The organism is Paenibacillus puerhi, from assembly GCF_009846885.1.
In the GTDB taxonomy this organism is placed as follows: Bacteria; Bacillota; Bacilli; order Paenibacillales; family NBRC-103111; genus Paenibacillus_G; species Paenibacillus_G puerhi.
In genome coordinates this window covers 40,364-58,207 of the sequence record NZ_WUWM01000014.1, presented here as the reverse complement: position 1 = coordinate 58,207, position 17,844 = coordinate 40,364, and the positions used below count along the sequence as shown (strand labels likewise).

The following is a 17,844-nucleotide window of genomic DNA, read 5'->3' as shown; positions in this document are numbered from 1 at the left end:
GCAGCCTCCTTCAGGCGGAACGCAGCTGTAATCGCCATGTATCCGCAAAAATTCGCGTACTAAAGAAGGAAGGCCCGAAGTCAGGCGCTTCCTTCGCATGTCATTCGTTATTTTTTGGTTTTGGCAAGAAAATCATTATGGCGTTTGACGGTATTTTTCATTAAGTCATCCAAGGACTGCGACTTCAGGAAATACTTCTCATACTCTTCGCGTCTGATATCGATGACCTGCTGCGAAAGCTTCGTGTTGTAAGTCGGCAGATTACTGTTCAGCACCTTCTTGAACGATTCCTGGTCATAAGTGCCCGCGTTCTCACCGAACAACAGCTTCATAGCCTCCTCTGCATTCGCATCCTTCGAAGCCGGCATCCGTCCGCCCGAAGCCATAGGCAGCATGCCCCCGTCCGCATACCAGGTCAAGAACTTCCAGGCCGCTTCCTTGTTCTCCGACTTCGGATTAATCGCGATTACGTCGCCCAAGCCGCTCAGATAGCGGTAATCTGTACTGGTTGGCGATATTCGAGGAGGAGCCGTGAACGCGATTTTGAAGCTGCGCGGGTTATCCTTCAGGTTGTTGGAGCTGCGGAAAATAAATTCACCTGCTCCAAGCATCGCCGACTCCCCTTTAAGGAAGGCGGTTTCGACCGGCATCTTGGTCGTCAATTGCTCGCCAAGCGGCACCATCGATTTGTCCGTATGCATCATGTCGAAGTACGTCTCGAAAAACTTCCGGACATCCGGCTGATCCAGGTTGGAGGTGCCGTCCGCCTTGACGTAGCCCTTGGCATCGACAGCTCCGTCCATAGGACCGGTGATGCCGGACAGATGCTGCAGGAAGCCCCACCGTTTATCTTTTTTCAGCTTGGCTGCATACGTGCGAAGATCGTCGATGGTCCAGTCCAGCGGAGGGATCGGCAAGCCGGCTTCATCCAGCGCATCCTTGTTCAGCCAGAAGATCGGGCGGCTCCGGGTTGTCGGCAGGCCGTAATATTTGCCCGAGATCTGCCAGTCCTTGCCCAGCTCGCCGATTTTGCCGTCGATATTGTAGTCGGTAAAGGTGCTCAGATCGAGGGCGTTCTTAGCCTCTACACGCTTGGTAAGCACCGACAAGGAGTAATTCACATACAGATCCACGCCTTGGCCGGTGGCCAGCGCCGTATCCAGCTTCAGGTTGCCGGCGTCATCGTTGACGAACCGCTCGTATTTCACCTGAATGTCCGGGTTTTTGGCGTTCCAGCTATCGACGACCGCCTGCGGACCGGATTCGGCCGGCACGCCGCCCCACATCGTTAAGGTTACCGCTTTTTTGGCAGGCTCTGCCGGCTTGCCAGGCGTTTCCGTACCGGTGCTTGCCGGCGATGGATTCGTTCCTGCACACCCGGCGGCCATACTGGTCGCAAGCAGCGTAGACACTAGAGTCAACACGGTTTTGTTCATTTTTTTCATTGTATTTTCGTGACCTCCCTTTGTGTATCCCTTTTCCTCTTACAACTTGACTATATCACCGCGCCTCTCCTCCGATAACGCACGATTGTCTGTTGCAATGGAACAAAAGTCACATTATTCAGCCTTTCCTCTATGACTTTGGCGGTATAGGCTCGGGGTGGTCCCGACTACTCTTTTGAAAATTTTGGCGAAATAGTTCTCGCTCGCAAACCCGACCTTAGAGCCGATCTCGGCAATCGGCCAGTCCGTATGCTCCATGTAGAGCCTCGCATGCTCGATCCGAACCTGCTGGATGTAGTGCACGATCGTCTGTCCGGTTTTCTTTTTGAACAAGCCGCTCAAGTACTTGTCGTCCATAGCCGCATATTCGGCCAGGGAAAGCACCGTGAACTCGCTTGCATAATGCTCGCGGATATACTGAATAACCTTGTTGATCTCGGGATGATCGGTCAGCTCGGTATGACGCTCCAGCCAGTCCCTGATCGAATCAGCAAGCCGCCGCTCCAGCCAGGCCCGAAGCTCGTCATACGATAGAGTCAGCAAAGGCTCTTCCGGCTTCGTATAGGGGGTGCCGATCATCAGCTCGGCCAGCTTGACGAGTCGTTCCACCGCCTCCAGCACCAGGATTGCGGGATAGCAGGTGTCGCGAAAAAGCTCAAAGATCCGCCCGACATGCTCCCGGCACAGGTCGGGGCTTCGCTGCTCCAGGCCGCGGATGATCTCGCGCTCCATCTCCCAGGACATGGCAGGGCGGACCATCGGTTCCTCTCCCTGGCCCAAGCCGAATACCCCGGTTTTCCCGGCATACCAAAGCTCGTCCGCCCTGCGCATGAGCCGCATCCAGACCTCAGCCAGCGAGGCGTTATCCGTTGCCCCCGCATAGACGTAGATCCCGTCCGATCTGGGAGGCGTCTTAAGCTTGAACGAGCCGGAGGGAGGAACCCAATAGAAGAAGGTCGTTTGTCCACCGCGGGTGAACGTGTTCAGATACGGCGTCGCCTCCGGCTCCAGGATGCCTTGGCCGACAAACTGCTCGACCGACAGCGATGGCTTGCCGTGAATCACGTGAATGAGCCCGCATTTATCGGAGGGCCACGGAAAGGACTCAGGCATACGACTCTCCGCCGAATCTCCTGTCTTCCACCCCTCCACGATACCCTTCCACATCTGGTCATACACCTCATGCATATCCTTGGACAGGCTTCGCGAAGTCTTATGCAGCTCCAGATCGACTTTGTCCAGCACCGCATGCCATTTCTCCACCGAAAGATAGAGCTTGAGCATGTAGTTGGATGCGCCGTGTTCCAGCGCCTGCTGCACGTAATTGAAATCATCCATCACCGACAGCATGACGAACCGGCAGTCATATCCCTCCTGCCTTGTCTGCTTCAGAAGCTCGACGCCATTCATCAGAGGCATCATGATGTCGGTTACCACGAGATGCGGACGATGCCGGCGTATGAATTCCATCGCCTCCATCCCGTTCCCCGCTTCGCCGATCACGCGAAACCCCTTGTCCTCCCACTGCATGCTGCTGCGGATCATGCGGCGGACGAACACTTCATCCTCAACGAGCAGTACGGTCCACATCGAAAGAGCCCTCCTTCTGGTATGGTGTCGAGATCAGCAGCGGAACGCGGAAGCGGACCAAGGTTCCCTTGTCGACCGCAGGCAGCTCCAGCGGAGCGTCGCGCTTGAACAGCAGCGACAGCCGCTCCTCCAGGTTTTTCAAGGCGATGCCGTTTCCCTTGGAGCCGTTCCTCTCGTTCTGTGCGGCTGCCGCCTTCATCCCGATTCCGTTATCCTCGACCTCCAGCTCCAGCCAATCCGTCCCGATCCGGGTCGCCCGGATCGTAATGACGCCATCGCGCACGAGTCCGGCAAAGCCGTGATAGATGCTGTTTTCGACAAGCGGCTGCAAACAAAACTTGGGCACCAGCGCATACTTCAAGGCTTCCTCATACACATACCGGATTTCAAACTGCCGGTCATAGCGGAGCTGCTGGATATAGACGTAGCTCTCGACCAGCTCCAGCTCCTGCTCCCAATGAATCAGATCGATATCGAGCCGGATACCCGAAGCGACTAGCCGGCCCAGAGACTCGCACACGTGGGGAATGGTTGGATTGCCGGCCTGTACGGCAAGCCACTTCACCGTATTCAGCGTATTCAGCAGAAAATGAGGATTCATCTGGGAAAGCAACATCTGAAATCGCATCGTCTCCTTCTGGCGCTCCTCCATCTTCAACCGGTCGATGAGCTTGTCCATGTCCCCGACCATCGCGTTGAAGGCCTGTACGATGGTTTGGATCTCACCCCGGTACCGGTTCTCCGGCAGCCGGACCTTCAAGTTGCTGCGGACGATATCGGCCATCTTGCCGCGCAGCTGCTCCAGCGGGCGCGTCACCGTGGAAGCAATCCCGAAGGTCATGAACACGAAGAGAACCGCTATGGAAAATAAAGAAATGACAAACGTACGCTGCAGCGAATCCGTCCGTGCGAACAGTATATTTGTCGGCATGCTTTTCACCAGAATCCAATCCAGCCCGGCGATAGTCGTATAGCTGTGTATAAACGCCTTTTCCGCAAGTGTGCCCGATGTGGTTTGCGCCTGCGCAAGCTGCGGCAAAACCTCCTCCATCGTCCGGCTCACCCCGGCCTGGGCCGCGACAGCATGAGGCTTGGAGATCAAGGTATACGTTTCTTCATGCGCGCTGCTGGAATTGACATTGCGGAACCAGCTTTGGAAGTCGACGCTGATTTTGACTACGGCATAAGGATCGTTCTGATGATCCCGGAACACCTTGGTCACCGACAGAAGCTTGCGGTTCGGAGAGGCGATACCCGCCTGCGTGTAATCGGACTCCAGCTGCCATTGGTCCTTCGCCTCGCCGCTGAGGGCGCTTGCCGCCCACTCGCTGCGTATTAACTTGTCATAATGGAGAGGTTCGGCCGGCATGTAAGAGGAGTAGGCCCGGCCTTTCATGTCGAGAAGCGTGTAGAACACATAGGAATTGGAGATAAACAGGCTGTTATTGATCGCATGCAGCTTGCCGTCGAGCTGAGCCCATTGGGAGTACATGTCATAGTTTTCGCCCCCGACCGGGCGTTTGAGAATCTCGGTAACCATAGAGTCCTGTTCGAGGAGGGTAAAGGTTTTTCTGGCGACGCTCAGCAGTTCCTCCAGGGAGCGGGTCATGCCCGTCATTTGATCCAGATTCTGCACACTCACCTGCTCGCGCAAGACGCGCTCCATACTGCGGAAGTAGAACACGCTCAGGATCAGGAAGGGAACCAGAATAAGTGAGATAAAGGCAAGAAAGAGCCGATTCTTGAGGCTGGCCGGCAGTCTGATGAAGGTTATTCGGGGCATAGGCAGGTCACTCCTGTGAGAGATACAATTCTTGTCAATTCTACTGCCTATGGTAGCATACAGCGTACAATTTGTAGAGTACTGCAGAATAAGTGCCGATTCGCTCGAATGATGACGAGCACGCACCCCGCAAAAATCGCCGTCCCCGGCTATCTTTCCCCGGTGACGGCGATTTCCTGGTTTATTTCAATAGAGCCGTTACAGCTTGGAGGCCTTGTGCCCGAGTGAGCAGCTCTTTAGGAGAGAACAGATTGCCTCCCACACCGGAGAAAATTCCCTTCTCCTTTCCAGCGCTCACGTAAGATTCGGCCCAGGAGCTGATGTCACTCTGATCGGCGAAAGAGGCGGAGTTGGTATGCTGCTCTCCGTTTCCATTCACCTTAAAGTATGCCTTCATTAGCATGACAGCCATTTCTTCACGGGTTATCACCCCGAGCGGATCGAATAGTTCGCTAGAACGCCCATCTACGATTCCTGCTTCGTGAGCGGCAGCCAGATCGTTCGCATACCACGCGCCCGATGGAACATCCGCAAAGTTAGCGCTCTTGGAAGCCTTCAGATCCAGAGCTCGGACAATCCACGCTGCGAACTCCGCACGGGTAACGGCCAATTCCGGACCAAATTCCGTCTCGCTAATCCCTTCCGTAATATGCCTTGCTGCCATTCTCTTGACAACTTGCGCCGCCCAGTGAGTTGCCGGTACGTCCTCATACGATTTATCGAACTCCAGCACAGCAAATTTACCGAACTGCGTAAGCTCCGCCACAAGGACATCGCCCACTAATCTGCTTTTCACATAAGGGATTCGATTATCGTCGGACAGGTCATAGATTCCCGCCAATTCCTTCTTCGCGTCGGCATTGACCCTAAATTCGATTTTCACCGGTTGCTTGAAATCGGACAATTTCTTCTCTGTACCATCCTTGGCAAGGATAGAAAGCTCGAGCTGATACACCGGTCCCGCGATGTTCAGATCGGCCTTAGCGCTTGATTTCGCTTGCTTCAGCTGCGCTTCGGCGGCACTTCCCGCGATCTTCACGGCTCTAAATACGATCCTCGTCCCTGTTGCATCCGCTGCCGGCAGGAGTTGCTTCAACTCGTTCAACAGCGAGGCCGGAATTTCGATCTTTGCTCCTTCCGCTTCGACCACGACATCATTATTGCCGTTAATGGCTGCATGATCGGCAGAGAGCCAAGCTTCTGTTTTTCCTTTCGGCAGGCTAACAACAATTTTTCCGGCGTCATTAGGCTTAGGGGTCACCACGTCAACTGCCTTACTGTCCGTGCTTGGCGGGAGGCCTCCTGTCCCTCCACTTCCGGAGCCTGAATCGCCCGAATCGTCCGAGTTTCCTGGATTGCCCGGGTTGCCCGGGTTTTCAGGATTTTCCGGTTTCGTATCGTCGACTGCCCGAATATCATCGAAGTACAGCGTACCTCCTGATACAGGAGTGTTTCCTTGCGCATTCACGTAGATGGCAAAATGGTTAATCTTCTTGAGGTTATTGCCTTCCAGCTTTGCTCCTGCCGTCTTTGGCGCAAAATCAAGGAATGGAATCTCTACGACCCCCGGCTGCGTTGAAGCAAGGGAAGGGAAAGCCTCAAATTCAATACCGTTCGCGGCGATTTGAATAACGAGCTTCTGATTCTGCCCATCCGGCGTCAGGTTGAAACGAAGCTTCTTGAATGCCGACCAATCACGGCCTCCCATCGGTTTAATACGGCCACCATACTGGCTATTTGTTAGAGTATATTGGTACTTCAAAGCATATTTGCCCTGCGACGCCTTCGTTTCATCCAAAGTCAAGGCTACGGGATCGCCGTTGGAGCTATAGCTACTGTCCAGCAGGGTGCTATCCCCGTCGTACCCTTCAAAGTCATCAACGATAGCTGGATTCTCGACGGGCTCTGCCTGGTAATTCTGAAGCTTAACGTTATCGAAGTAGATCGGCCCTGTATAATTCCAATCGTTCGCCACGAAGTTCAGCGACAGATCCGTGGCTTCTGCCTGACTATCGAACGGTATGGTCACCGTATATTTGTACATGGAGTCCGTTAGGGAGAAGTCCTCCTTCCGAACTTGCGTTAATCCTTCGCCCGCTTTCACGAATAGGCCGGAGCTGTTGCTTAACGAAGCATAGGGCTTGAATGCCGTGCTATCAGGCGCATCAGCCGGAAGCAGCATATCATATTGGATCCGATTCACTTGCGACATATCGATACCTGCGGCGACATCTTGAAGCTTGACCTTGACTTCCTGGTACGTCCAATCGGACGATGTGCCGCTATCTTCAAATACCGTATCCAGCTGAACAGCCCCGCCTCCGACCGTCGAGCTGTGCTTTAGAGAACCGCTGACCAGTTCTGTCGGATACGAGCCTTCGAACACCGCACCCTCAAGACCATCTGTGAACTCAATCGTTTTCAAAGGCAGGGCTGCATAGACGGAAACCTTGCGGTTGACAGTTAATGTATCGTTATCCGTATACGTCACCGTTATAACCATATCGACTTCGGTTCCGTTGTGCGCTACGGACGGAGTCCATTCGGCTTCGAAATATCCGCTGGCTACGTTTTTGCTTAATGCGATAGCAGGGCCGCCTGCGACGGAGAACGTTACGCTGGAAACCGGTTTGTTATATACACCGGCTCGGATTGTAAAAGGTCCCGTTATCTTCTGGTGTTCGTATGGCGTCTGTACGTTCATAAATGGCGCTTGTCCGGCAGCCTTTACGTTCAGTCCGTATACGCCTTGCAGCTGCTTATTAAACGCGGTATAAGGATCGTTATAAAATGTAGTGAAGTTATCGAGCATTTCATGGCTGCCATACGTCGGATGATCCCGATAAGGCGTCCAGAAATGACTCGCCCCACCGTTGCGCCAGGTCAGCATGAATGCCGCTTCCCTCGCATCCGGGTCGCTCTTGATCGCCTCCAACAGCTGGGTAAACCAGTTCTTGTTGGCATTGTTCGCAAGCAGCAGCCCTGAATCTGTCGACTTGCTGGAATCGTGATATTGCTTCAAGCCGATCTCCGTCAGTGCCGCTACTTTGCCCCGCTCCCTTGCCAGCTTGGCTAGAGTCGCCGTGTTCTCGACAATGCCGTCCATCCATCCTTGGGCATAGGACGTATCATAAGCATCGAAACCGATAATATCCACGTATTCGTCCCCGGGATAACGCTTCAGAAACCCGGCTTCGTCGAATCCGTTATTGGGAGAATAGGCGTACAAGAAATTGCTGACCCCTTTTACGTCCCTCAGGTACTCGACCGTGTAACGATACAGGCTGATATATTGGGCTGGCGTGCTTTGAGTAGCTCCCCACCAGAACCAGCTTCCCGTATTCTCGTGGAAGGGGCGGAAAATAATCGGAACAAGCGTCTCCCCATCTTTAACCTGCGAGGCAAAATCGGCAATCCTATCGAGAAATTCGTTAAACTCCTCTTGATGGGAGCCTCCAGGCAGAACCGCTTGGACGCCTGGCGTAGTATCCCAGCTTCCGCCTCCCGTAAGAAAGTTAGGCATATGTGCGCTTAGAGTGATAATGCCATTCCGTTGGTATGCCTTTACCATCACGTCGGCCAGCAGCGCCGCGTTCTGTTCCGGCGAGTTGCCGGTGCCACCCGGTTCTTCTTGGCCTTCGAGAGACAAGGTATCCCACCCATAGACGGCGGGGAAATCGCCAACCGCGTTCTTCACGTCGGACTGCGTCCCGTCTGCCGCGGTAATGGTCAAGCCCTGCGTAGTACTATGCTGCTGGCCGAACAGCATATGTTTCCCGCGAATGTTTCTAAGATAGGCGAATAACGATTTTGTTTCATCCGTAGCCTTGGAATCTACGATCGTGATATCGCTCAGGTCGAAGCCGGTCGTATCGATGACTGGCTGAGCCGGATCCGGGATGACCACGGGGATCACGCCTCCATTTGCAAAAGCCTTATCGTACAGCTTGATATTGTCGACATAGATAGGACCGGAATACGAAATTCCTCCCGCAACCAAACCGATGTGAAGCGCCGTCTTCCCTTCCGTTGCCGACAGTACGATGGAAACCTCATGCTTCGCATACGTCTTGCCCTCCACCGTAATCTTCTCCATATCCGAAATTTTCTTGTTATTCGAATCGAGCCCCACCTTGGTCCAGCCGGGATCAAGTATAGCGTAAGGCTTCAGAAGCTTGCCCTCGTACTCGTTCGCCAAATCATCCAGCGGTATGTAGGTCTCGAATGCGAGTCTCTTCGCGCTCGGCAGCTCGGGAACGGCGTTGTTGATGCGGAGCTCCTGCCAGCCTTCATTCGGGTCCGCAATGACGGCATTCACTTGCAAAGCTCCGCCATTAAAGGTGCTGTGCTGAATAGCCGGCGTACCGAATTCGGCTTTCCATACCTCCTCGGTGTTAGCCCCCCAGCCTTCCGGACTATCATCGAAGGTAAAGGATGCGACTTCCTTGGCCGGACCACTCCCTCCGCCGCTTTCTCCACCGCTGCTTGAAGCATGCGCCAGTTTGATATTGTCCACATAAATCGGGCCTACGTAAGTGCTTTGGTAAGCAGCAAACTGAATGATAAGATCGGTTTGGCCGTTTACGGGCGTTATCGAGGAAATGCGATGAATAACTGCGTATTCCTGACCGTTAATGGTTTCCTTGGTCTGGGCGGACAAGTGGTACGTATCCATTCCTCCCAAAGAGACCCAGGGGCCGTTCATTCCGGTTTCCGCTTTAGATTGGCCGTTGAATTCTACGGGGATGTACAGATCGTATTCCACCTTGTCGTATACATCCAAATGAACGGGCACGCCGATGACCGCGCTTTCATAATCCCCTCCGGTAAAGTGCAGGTTTACCTGCAAAGAGCCTGTATTTCCGGATCGGCTCAGAGCCTCGCTCCGTTCGACAGGATCCAGGGGCGGTGCTGCGAAGGAGTCGCCCCATTTCTTGCCCCAGCCGGATGTGCCGGACTCTGCACATTCGAAATCAAATACCCCTTCATTCGAAGCTGCACTAGCCGTTGGCAGGGTAAGAACCTGGAAAGACGAGATAAGTAACGTTAGTGCTAACAAAACACTTAGTATGTTTGTAAAACGGATTTTCACTTTCACACCCTCCTAATAGATTCGTTTATATTTGACTCAAGGATAGCGTTTACAACCGTATGTTATGATATCGTTATCTACTAGTCAAGCTAAATTTTGTATTTTTGTATAACAAAACAATAACTAAAATCAGTATTACAAAGGCGCTACAATCGAGAGTTCCACCAGTTTTTTCATAAATTCTTGCCTTTTTCAAAAAAATACCGGGAATTTAATAGCGTTTTGAGATATAAAGCCCTCATTTTGTTATTTTAGTTATTGTATAGCTATCTAATAGTTGTTATATTTAACTCATGCCAATTTCAATCATTCCGTTATGAGGTGAGTCTGTGAACGAAATACAACCCTATGTGGCAGGCATGACTTGGGGATGGACGGGAATTCGAGGCGAATGGGCCGATCCACAGGCCGAGCATTCCCTGAAAGAAATGAAGGAGAAGCTTCATGTCAACTGGGTCACGGTAGCTTTTGCCGCCCTTCAGGAGCATCCCCAATCGACCGCCATCCCCTTCGAAGAAGCGCCGACCGTTACCGATGACGAAGTCCTTTGGGCGATCCGCAGGTCCAAGGAGCTCGGACTGAAGGTATGTCTAAAGCCCGTGGTCAACTGCAAGGACGGCACCTGGAGAGCGCACATCAATTTCTTTGATATGGATGTGCCCTGCGAGCCGAAATGGTCCGATTGGTTCGCTTCCTATACCCGCTTCATTCTGCATTATGCGCGGATCGCCGAAGAGACGGCATGTGAGTTGTTTTGCATCGGGTGTGAAATGGTTCAGACCGACCGCCGCGAGCAGGAGTGGCGGCAGTTGATCGCAGAGGTTCGGAAGGTTTATTCCGGTCCCATCACCTATAACTGCGACAAATACCAGGAAGATCACGTCTCTTGGTGGGATGCCGTGGACATCATTTCCTCCAGCGGCTATTATCCTATCGGCGATTGGGAGTCGCAGCTTGACCGCATCGAAGCCGTCGTCAAGCAGCACAAGAAGCCTTTCTTCTTCATGGAAGCCGGCTGTCCCAGCCGAGAGGGTTCTCAATTCCTGCCGAATGATTGGGGCCTGGAGGGTTCTCCTAGTCAAGAAGTTCAGGAGCAATACTATGAAGCGATGTTCGCTGCCTGCGAGAAGCGCGACTGGGTGCGAGGCTTCATGCTGTGGGATTGGCCTGCACGCCTGTACGACCCAAGCGCCGCAGCCCTGAATGATGATTACTGCATGTACAGTAAACGTGCCGAGCAAACCGTCCACCGCTACTACACGCATAAACAAACGTCCGCTTCCATAAACCTTTAATCGATAATAGAAAGGTGAAGGCTCATGCAGCTCAGCGAACTTCGGACTTCCTGGCTCCCAAAAGTGGAGAAGGAAGTGAAAGATAACATTCTCGCTTTCTGGTTACAGCATACTCTCGACCACAAGAATGGAGGCTTCCTCGGGGAAATCCGCAGCGACTTAACTCCTGTGGAGGATGCAGAGAAAAGCCTTGTACTCAATACCCGCATCCTGTGGACGTTTTCCTCGGCTTACCGGATTTTTAACGATCCCGCTTATCTGGAGGCAGCCCGCCGGGCTTATGCCTATCTGACAGCTCACTTTACCGACCCTGAGCATGGCGGTCTGTTTTGGTCCGTCAACGCTAAGGGCGAGCCTGCCCAAACGAAGAAGCAGGTATATGGTCAAGCCTTTGCGATCTACGCCTATTCGGAATACTACCGGGCGGCAGCGGACCCGGATGCTCTGGAGCAAGCCGTACAGTTGTTTCATCTGCTTGAGAAGCATAGCTTCGATCCTGTTCATCTTGGCTATGTGGAAGCCTTATCGCGCTCATGGGAGGACACCGATGACGTCAGCCTGAGCGGCAAGGACCTTAATGAGAAAAAATCCATGAACACTCACCTTCATGTCATGGAGGCCTATACGAATCTCTATCGGGTGTATCCAAATGAGGAATTGGGCCGGCAGCTGAAGGCGCTGATCGAAGTGACCTTGAACCATATCGTCGATGAGGAAAGCGCCCACTTCCTGCTATTTTTCGACGAAGCCTGGCATTCCAAAAGCGATCATGTCTCCTACGGTCATGACATTGAGGGAAGCTGGCTCCTTGTGGAAGCAGCCGAAGTGCTGGGCGACGCCGAAGTGCTCGAGAAGGTGACCTCCACCGCTCTGCGCATGGCCGAAGCCACGTACCGGGAAGGCATCGACGAGGACGGCGGCCTCTGGAATGAAGCCGACTCCAAGGGGAACCTGCTGGATCCCGATAAAGACTGGTGGCCTCAGGCCGAATCCGTCGTCGGCTTTTTCAACGCCTACCAGCTGACCGGCGAGGACAAATACCTCGCAGCGTCCCTGGCCTCATGGACCTTCATCGAGAAGTATATGGTAGACCGGCAGCATGGAGAATGGTACTGGGGCGTCACCCGGGGCCGCGTACCGATTGTGGAGCAGTCCAAAGTCAGCGCATGGAAATGTCCTTACCATAACGGCAGGGCTTGCTTTGAAATCATTGAAAGAATGAAGCATATTCACTAAGGAGGTTACTCATGAATTCGCTTTTCGAACAGAGAAAACGGGCACTTGAAGACCAGTATGAGGAATTGATCCAACGTAAAAACGAGAAGCTGCCTGTTGGCAACGGGATCTATGACCGGTATCGGCATCCTGTTCTGACCGCCCAGCATGCGCCGCTCATCTGGAAATATGATTTTAATCCCGATACCAATCCGTTCTTCATGGAGCGGTTAGGCATCAATGCCGCATTCAATCCCGGGGCGATCGAACTCGACGGCCGCTTCTATCTGGTGGCCCGCGTCGAAGGCATAGACCGCAAGTCGTTTTTTGCCGTTGCGGAGAGCGAAAACGGTACGGAAGGTTTTCGTTTCTGGGACCATCCCGTCGTCCTGCCGGAGACCGATGATCCCGACGTCAACGTCTACGATATGCGTCTGGTACAGCATGAAGACGGCTGGATTTACGGCCTCTTTTGCACGGAGCGTAAAGATCCGGCGGCGCCTCCGGGCGATCTGTCCAGCGCTGTCGCCCAGTGCGGAATCGTGCGTACAAAGGATCTCCGTTCGTGGGAGCGCCTCGCCGATCTCCAAACTCGTTCCAATCAACAACGCAACGTAGTGCTCCATCCCGAATTTATCGATGGCAAGTATACCTTCTACACCCGGCCTCAGGACGGCTTCATCGATACAGGTTCCGGCGGGGGGATCGGTTGGGGCCTGTCTGCGTCCATAGAGAACGCCGCTATTGATCAGGAAGTGATTATCGACCATCGCCAGTATCACACCATCAAGGAGGTCAAGAACGGTCAAGGTCCGGCCCCTATCCGGACGCCAAAGGGCTGGCTGCACATCGCTCACGGCGTGCGCAATACCGCTGCAGGTCTTCGTTATGTCCTGTATGCGTTTCTGACCGATCTGCATGAGCCGCACAAGGTCACGCACAGCCCCGGAGGCCACTTGATCGCTCCCGAGGGCGAGGAGCGTGTCGGCGATGTCTCCAACGTCGTCTTCTGCAACGGGGTCATCGCTCGCGAGAACGGAGAGGTTTACCTTTACTACGCCTCCTCCGATACCCGCTGCCACGTAGCCACCACAACGGTGGACCAGCTGCTCGACTATGTGCTTCATACCCCGGAAGATCCGCTGCGCTCCTATGCCTGCGTTCAACAGCGGATCTCGCTTATCGATAAGAATCTGCAGCTGACAAAAGCATAAAGTCTACATCAGTCCAAAGGGCCGGCACGCCCGATCGTCGAAAGTCAACCCGCGACGGGTTGCCTGCCGGATCTCCCCGTTACACCCCTCCCATTTGCCTACGGCAAGCATCAAACACAAAAGCAGCCATATCTTTGCGATATGGCTGCTTTTGTGTTTGAAGATGTTATGGAATGTTCCCCTGATCCTAGAGCTTGTCGGAGCTTGCGGGACTATATGGATTCGGCGTATTCGCCATTGCTCGTCTTGAGCGCACGGGTCGTAGACTCCCGGTACATGATCTCCCCAGAGATAAGAAGCTTCTCCGTCGCATCGTAGTCCTTGGTGACGCGCTCAAGGAGCTTATCGACAACTCTTGCACCCATTAATTCCTTCGGTACGTTCACCGTCGTCAAGGAAGGAGTGCTCATATAGGATCTTTCTATATTGTCAAAGCCGCTGACGGATACGTCCTCCGGCACTCCATGCCCCATCCGCCGCAGCACCTCAATCGCATCCAGCGCAATGTTATCGTTCGCACAGACTAATGCGGTGGGCATGGCCTCCCGCTGGCGAAGCCCCTCCAGCGCTTCCTGGATCTGCTCGCCAAAGACCTCATACCCCTCCAGCGGGAGCAGCAGCGAGGCCGGGGGCTCGGACACGAGGCCCTGCTCCTCTACAGCACTGCGGAATCCGGTCCAGCGGTCATAGAAGCTCCTGGAATAGCTTGGGGCTCCCATGAACATCAAGCGTTTGTGGCCGATGCCGATCAAATAATTGGTCAACCGATGCATCGAATCGTAGTTGTTGGTAAAGACCGTATCCGAGGGAATTAACGGATCCTCATGATCCACCAGCACGAAAGGAACGCCCAGATGATGAATCTCCAGAAGAACCGGGCTCGAAATCTCACCTACCCCGATCAAGCCGAGGATGGCGTTTGGCTGCAATACCTGAAACAAATGATCCACGCTCTGCTCCATCACGATCATCATGCCGAGGCCGACGGCCTCCAGCTTCGCCGAAATGCCATCCACGATCCGCCCCCAATACTGGGATTCCTTCGTTTGAAAGCGGACATTAGGCATTAGCACCAATACCGATTGCTTGGAGGCAGCTTCCGGTGAAGCGTCCGTTGTTTTGGTAGAGCTAACGGTTTTCTTGTTAGCGAAGTATCCAAGCTGCGATGCCGCTTTTATGACCTTTTCTTTCGTAGACTCGCTTACGCCGCCCTTACCCGACAGCGCTTTGGACACAACAAATTTAGACACGCCCATGTAGTCCGCAATCTGCTGCATGGTTACCTTCTTAGCCATTCGTCTGCACCAACCTAAAAAGTTGTAGGGATTAGGATAATTTATTATATCATAGTTAGCTACTATTCCCTAACAAATCTACGTATTAAGGGGGTGAAAACTTAACTATGAAATCATAGGACTTGTCGGCATAGGGGGCGCCCTACTAATGGGGTTATGGTTATTAGGTCATATATGGTTTATGCGAGATTATACGTTATCAGGGTTTCAAGGGGATTTAGCCTATGCGATTACCAGGGATATCGAAAAAAATAGTAAAGTATTAAACATCCAGAATACGGCCAAGGAAATAGCAGTCGTCTATGTACTCGTTCATCCCCAGGATTATCGGCATGGCCTTGCTACCTTCATAAGTCCCAATTACAGTGAAAAGTATAAAATGAACACGAACTATTTAGTCGATTATAAGGATGGCGTGAATGTGCGAGATGCAGCCTCCACATACAAAGAATTTCATTGTATCATGTGAGACGGATTTAAGGGATAGACCGACCATGCTAAACGTCTTCTTGTATGACCAGAAGGATGCTTTAATCGAAAAAAAACAGATCCCCATCGATCATGGGGATATTTGGAAACCATCTCTAATCGCGGATATAAATTGGAGCAATAAGAAGCTTTCATTCACTCCATAGGGCCATAGAAAAAACCGAACCCGCTGAAACCGTGATCTTATTTTCATCCGCTTCCTCCTTTGAAGCCCTTGCATCCGAAAAAGCCAAGATCCTACATGAGCGCGGCCAGTAGGATATGGCTTAAGTCCGTTAAAATTTCATGTCGTAAAGATCCTTCGTGAATACCAAGCCAGCCATGCAGCTCCTCTAATTGACGGATTTATCGTCTTGGATTGATATCCGGAGTCAGGCGGCATATAATGAGAGCAATTTGACTTACGGGAGTGGATAGAGATGTATAAGATGATCGCCATCGATATTGATGACACCTTGATCAATGATGACAAGCAGGTGACGGAAGGAACGAAGCAGGCACTAGAAGCCGCCTTGGCTAAAAATGTCGTGGTCACGCTCGCGACAGGACGCATGTACGCTTCGGCCAACGCCCTGGCCGCGCAGCTCGGCCTGCATGTACCGCTGATCACCTATCAGGGGGCGCTGGTCAAAACCGCGATGGACGGGGAAGTGCTGTACGAACGCTATGTTCCGCTTGAGGCGACACGCATCGTTTTCGACTACTGCCAATCCCATGATCTTCATCTGCAAACTTATATAAACGATCAATTGTATGTGCAGGAAAGCAATGAAAAGGCAGAATCGTACGCGGCGCTTTCCAAAATCCCTTTCATCGTCGAGCCGGACTTCGCAAAGCTGGCCCAGACGCCTTCGCTCAAGCTGCTGATCATCGACGATCCGGACAAGCTGGACCGTGCCGCTCTCGAGCTGCGAGAGTTGATCGGACCTGGGGTACATATTACCAAGTCGAAGCCTTATTTTCTGGAGATCATGCATGCGGAGGGAACGAAGGGACATGCGCTCGCTCATCTGGCGGGTCACTTCGGCTTCGATCTGGAGCAGGTCATCGCTGTCGGCGATAGCTGGAATGACCATGAGCTGCTGGAAACGGCGGGGCTCGGCGTCGCCGTGGATAATGCCGTAGATTCGCTGAAGGCGATCGCCGACTATATCACCCTGAGCAACAACGAGGACGGAGTCAAGCATGTGATCGACAAGTTTATTTTGCAGACGGTCTAGAAGAGCGATCTGAAAGTCATATTGGAGCGGTGGAGGGGTTACGGTTAACGGACATGCTGAACCGTTAGGGGTTGGGATTGACACGGATACGAATGTAACGGACATATGGGACCGTAAGAGCGACAATTTCTTGGTGTTCCTGGCGCTTGAGACCGCTAAGAGTACGCCATGTCCGTTACCTATTTCATCAAGCCCAAACCTGCTTCTAACAGGCTGCCATGAGGCTGTCGCTTCATTGTGGACGGCAGCGCAGTTAAGTAAAGGCTGATCGTAACGGACACCACAGTCGCTATTTCACAAAAATGGGGCCTGTTCAAATTGTAACGGACGCAGACGACCTTACTTACGTCAAAACCGCATAGAATGGGCGCAAATGCACCAAATAGCGTCATCTGAGTCCGTTAGATTTTCAATATCGCGAAAATGCTGCAAATAGAGACGCTGAGGTCCGTTAGCGAAAGCAGAACGTTTCAACTCAGTTACTCACAATGAATCGACAACCTCTGCCATGTCCGTTAGCCGATCCCGATACCCATGCTGGTATGGGGAACCAAGAAGAAACCGCCTCTCCTCGGAATGCAGGGAACGCGGATGGCAATGGGTTCGGTTCTTACGGCGCTGTCGCATCCTAGCCAACGATAGTTTCAAACCGTTTCCTTCCGGTTAAGAGTTGGTACACTTACAACCTGGAGGCGATGGGATGTTAAAAACAAGGTATGCCGTATCGGTGGCGAACCGTACCATTATTCAGTTGGATCAGCGGCCGAATACCGGACCCTCGGCTTCAGATGCTGAGCTGGTCGTCAAGGCAACGCCGGAGGAGATCGCCGAGCTGGGCCAATTGATCCAAGAGCAGGAGCATCGGGAGGAAAAAACCTTTGCCCGCGGGCCAGTGCCCTACAAATCTGCGGATCATGATGAGGCCACCCGTCGTTTTAACGATCATATCAGCCGAGTTTATACGGAAATTTACGAGCTGGGAACCCCTGAAACGCGCAGACATATCGAAGAGATGGGCATCCTGGAGAAGCTGCGGCATCCTGACTATAATTTGCCAGGTTACGGCCCGAACAATGCAGCCGAAGCCATAAATACGGACAAGAAGAGGTGAAATCCGACAAGCCTCTTCTTTTTTTCTGTTCAGCTTTTCTTCAGGTCCACATATAGTTGGTTAGGGTGCTATGGGCGCGGGCCTATGCATGAATC

The 17,844-nt window shown here is 52.8% G+C and carries 11 protein-coding genes; 6 read left to right on the top strand and 5 right to left on the bottom strand.

Going from position 1 to position 17,844, the window contains the following annotated elements; genetic code table 11:
- Positions 1-107 precede the first annotated feature (107 nt).
- From GSF01_RS14250 to GSF01_RS14235, 4 genes are all read right to left on the bottom strand, one after another.
- Positions 108-1,445 (bottom strand): ABC transporter substrate-binding protein, encoded by a 1,338-nt coding sequence (locus GSF01_RS14250; RefSeq protein WP_235941498.1) that lies wholly within the window; start codon positions 1,443-1,445, stop codon positions 108-110.
- Between the two features lie 114 nt (positions 1,446-1,559).
- On the bottom strand, positions 1,560-3,035 hold the full coding sequence (locus GSF01_RS14245) for a response regulator (RefSeq protein WP_159885090.1): 1,476 nt from the start codon (positions 3,033-3,035) through the stop codon (positions 1,560-1,562).
- Positions 3,013-4,818 carry a cache domain-containing sensor histidine kinase gene (locus GSF01_RS14240; RefSeq protein WP_159885088.1) on the bottom strand — a complete coding sequence of 602 codons (1,806 nt, stop codon included), beginning with the start codon at positions 4,816-4,818 and terminating at the stop codon, positions 3,013-3,015. Before GSF01_RS14240 ends, GSF01_RS14245 begins: the two co-directional genes overlap by 23 nt.
- A 181-nt stretch (positions 4,819-4,999) precedes the next feature.
- Complete coding sequence (locus GSF01_RS14235; RefSeq protein WP_159885086.1) at positions 5,000-9,910, bottom strand: glycosyl hydrolase; 4,911 nt, start codon at positions 9,908-9,910, stop codon at positions 5,000-5,002.
- Between the two features lie 359 nt (positions 9,911-10,269).
- On the opposite strand from GSF01_RS14235, the gene GSF01_RS14230 reads away from it, so the two are divergent.
- Genes GSF01_RS14230 through GSF01_RS14220 form a run of 3 tightly spaced genes read left to right on the top strand, consistent with a single transcriptional unit; the run spans position 10,270 to position 13,634 of the window.
- The gene (locus GSF01_RS14230) at positions 10,270-11,205 is read left to right on the top strand and encodes a glycoside hydrolase family 113 (protein WP_159885258.1); all 936 of its coding nucleotides are present in this window, start codon (positions 10,270-10,272) and stop codon (positions 11,203-11,205) included.
- Positions 11,206-11,229: 24 nt separating this feature from the next.
- On the top strand, positions 11,230-12,441 hold the full coding sequence (locus tag GSF01_RS14225) for an AGE family epimerase/isomerase (protein ID WP_159885084.1): 1,212 nt from the start codon (positions 11,230-11,232) through the stop codon (positions 12,439-12,441).
- 11 nt (positions 12,442-12,452) lie between these two features.
- A complete protein-coding gene (locus GSF01_RS14220) occupies positions 12,453-13,634 on the top strand; it encodes a glycoside hydrolase family 130 protein (RefSeq protein WP_159885082.1) in 1,182 nt (393 codons plus the stop codon).
- A gap of 212 nt (positions 13,635-13,846) precedes the next feature.
- On the opposite strand, the gene GSF01_RS14215 is transcribed toward GSF01_RS14220, so the two are convergent.
- Positions 13,847-14,929 (bottom strand): LacI family DNA-binding transcriptional regulator, encoded by a 1,083-nt coding sequence (locus tag GSF01_RS14215; protein ID WP_159885080.1) that lies wholly within the window; start codon positions 14,927-14,929, stop codon positions 13,847-13,849.
- 148 nt (positions 14,930-15,077) lie between these two features.
- Between GSF01_RS14215 and GSF01_RS14210 the strand changes: the two genes are divergently transcribed.
- From GSF01_RS14210 to GSF01_RS14200, 3 genes are all read left to right on the top strand, one after another.
- The gene (locus GSF01_RS14210) at positions 15,078-15,398 is read left to right on the top strand and encodes a hypothetical protein (RefSeq protein WP_159885079.1); all 321 of its coding nucleotides are present in this window, start codon (positions 15,078-15,080) and stop codon (positions 15,396-15,398) included.
- A 439-nt stretch (positions 15,399-15,837) separates the two neighbouring features.
- Positions 15,838-16,638, top strand: coding sequence for a Cof-type HAD-IIB family hydrolase (locus GSF01_RS14205; RefSeq protein WP_159885078.1), 801 nt, complete (start codon positions 15,838-15,840; stop codon positions 16,636-16,638).
- Positions 16,639-17,338: 700 nt separating this feature from the next.
- Positions 17,339-17,749, top strand: coding sequence for a hypothetical protein (locus GSF01_RS14200; protein ID WP_159885077.1), 411 nt, complete (start codon positions 17,339-17,341; stop codon positions 17,747-17,749).
- Positions 17,750-17,844 lie beyond the last annotated feature (95 nt).

What these genes read in the sequence shown, in the direction of transcription:
- GSF01_RS14250 (WP_235941498.1), bottom strand. Translation starts at nt 1,445, where the DNA reads ATGAAAAAAATGAACAAAACCGTGTTGACTCTAGTGTCTACGCTGCTT.
- GSF01_RS14245 (WP_159885090.1), bottom strand. Translation starts at nt 3,035, where the DNA reads ATGTGGACCGTACTGCTCGTTGAGGATGAAGTGTTCGTCCGCCGCATG.
- GSF01_RS14240 (WP_159885088.1), bottom strand. Translation starts at nt 4,818, where the DNA reads ATGCCCCGAATAACCTTCATCAGACTGCCGGCCAGCCTCAAGAATCGG.
- GSF01_RS14230 (WP_159885258.1), top strand. Translation starts at nt 10,270, where the DNA reads ATGACTTGGGGATGGACGGGAATTCGAGGCGAATGGGCCGATCCACAG.
- GSF01_RS14225 (WP_159885084.1), top strand. Translation starts at nt 11,230, where the DNA reads ATGCAGCTCAGCGAACTTCGGACTTCCTGGCTCCCAAAAGTGGAGAAG.
- GSF01_RS14220 (WP_159885082.1), top strand. Translation starts at nt 12,453, where the DNA reads ATGAATTCGCTTTTCGAACAGAGAAAACGGGCACTTGAAGACCAGTAT.
- GSF01_RS14215 (WP_159885080.1), bottom strand. Translation starts at nt 14,929, where the DNA reads ATGGCTAAGAAGGTAACCATGCAGCAGATTGCGGACTACATGGGCGTG.
- GSF01_RS14210 (WP_159885079.1), top strand. Translation starts at nt 15,078, where the DNA reads ATGGGGTTATGGTTATTAGGTCATATATGGTTTATGCGAGATTATACG.
- GSF01_RS14205 (WP_159885078.1), top strand. Translation starts at nt 15,838, where the DNA reads ATGTATAAGATGATCGCCATCGATATTGATGACACCTTGATCAATGAT.
- GSF01_RS14200 (WP_159885077.1), top strand. Translation starts at nt 17,339, where the DNA reads ATGTTAAAAACAAGGTATGCCGTATCGGTGGCGAACCGTACCATTATT.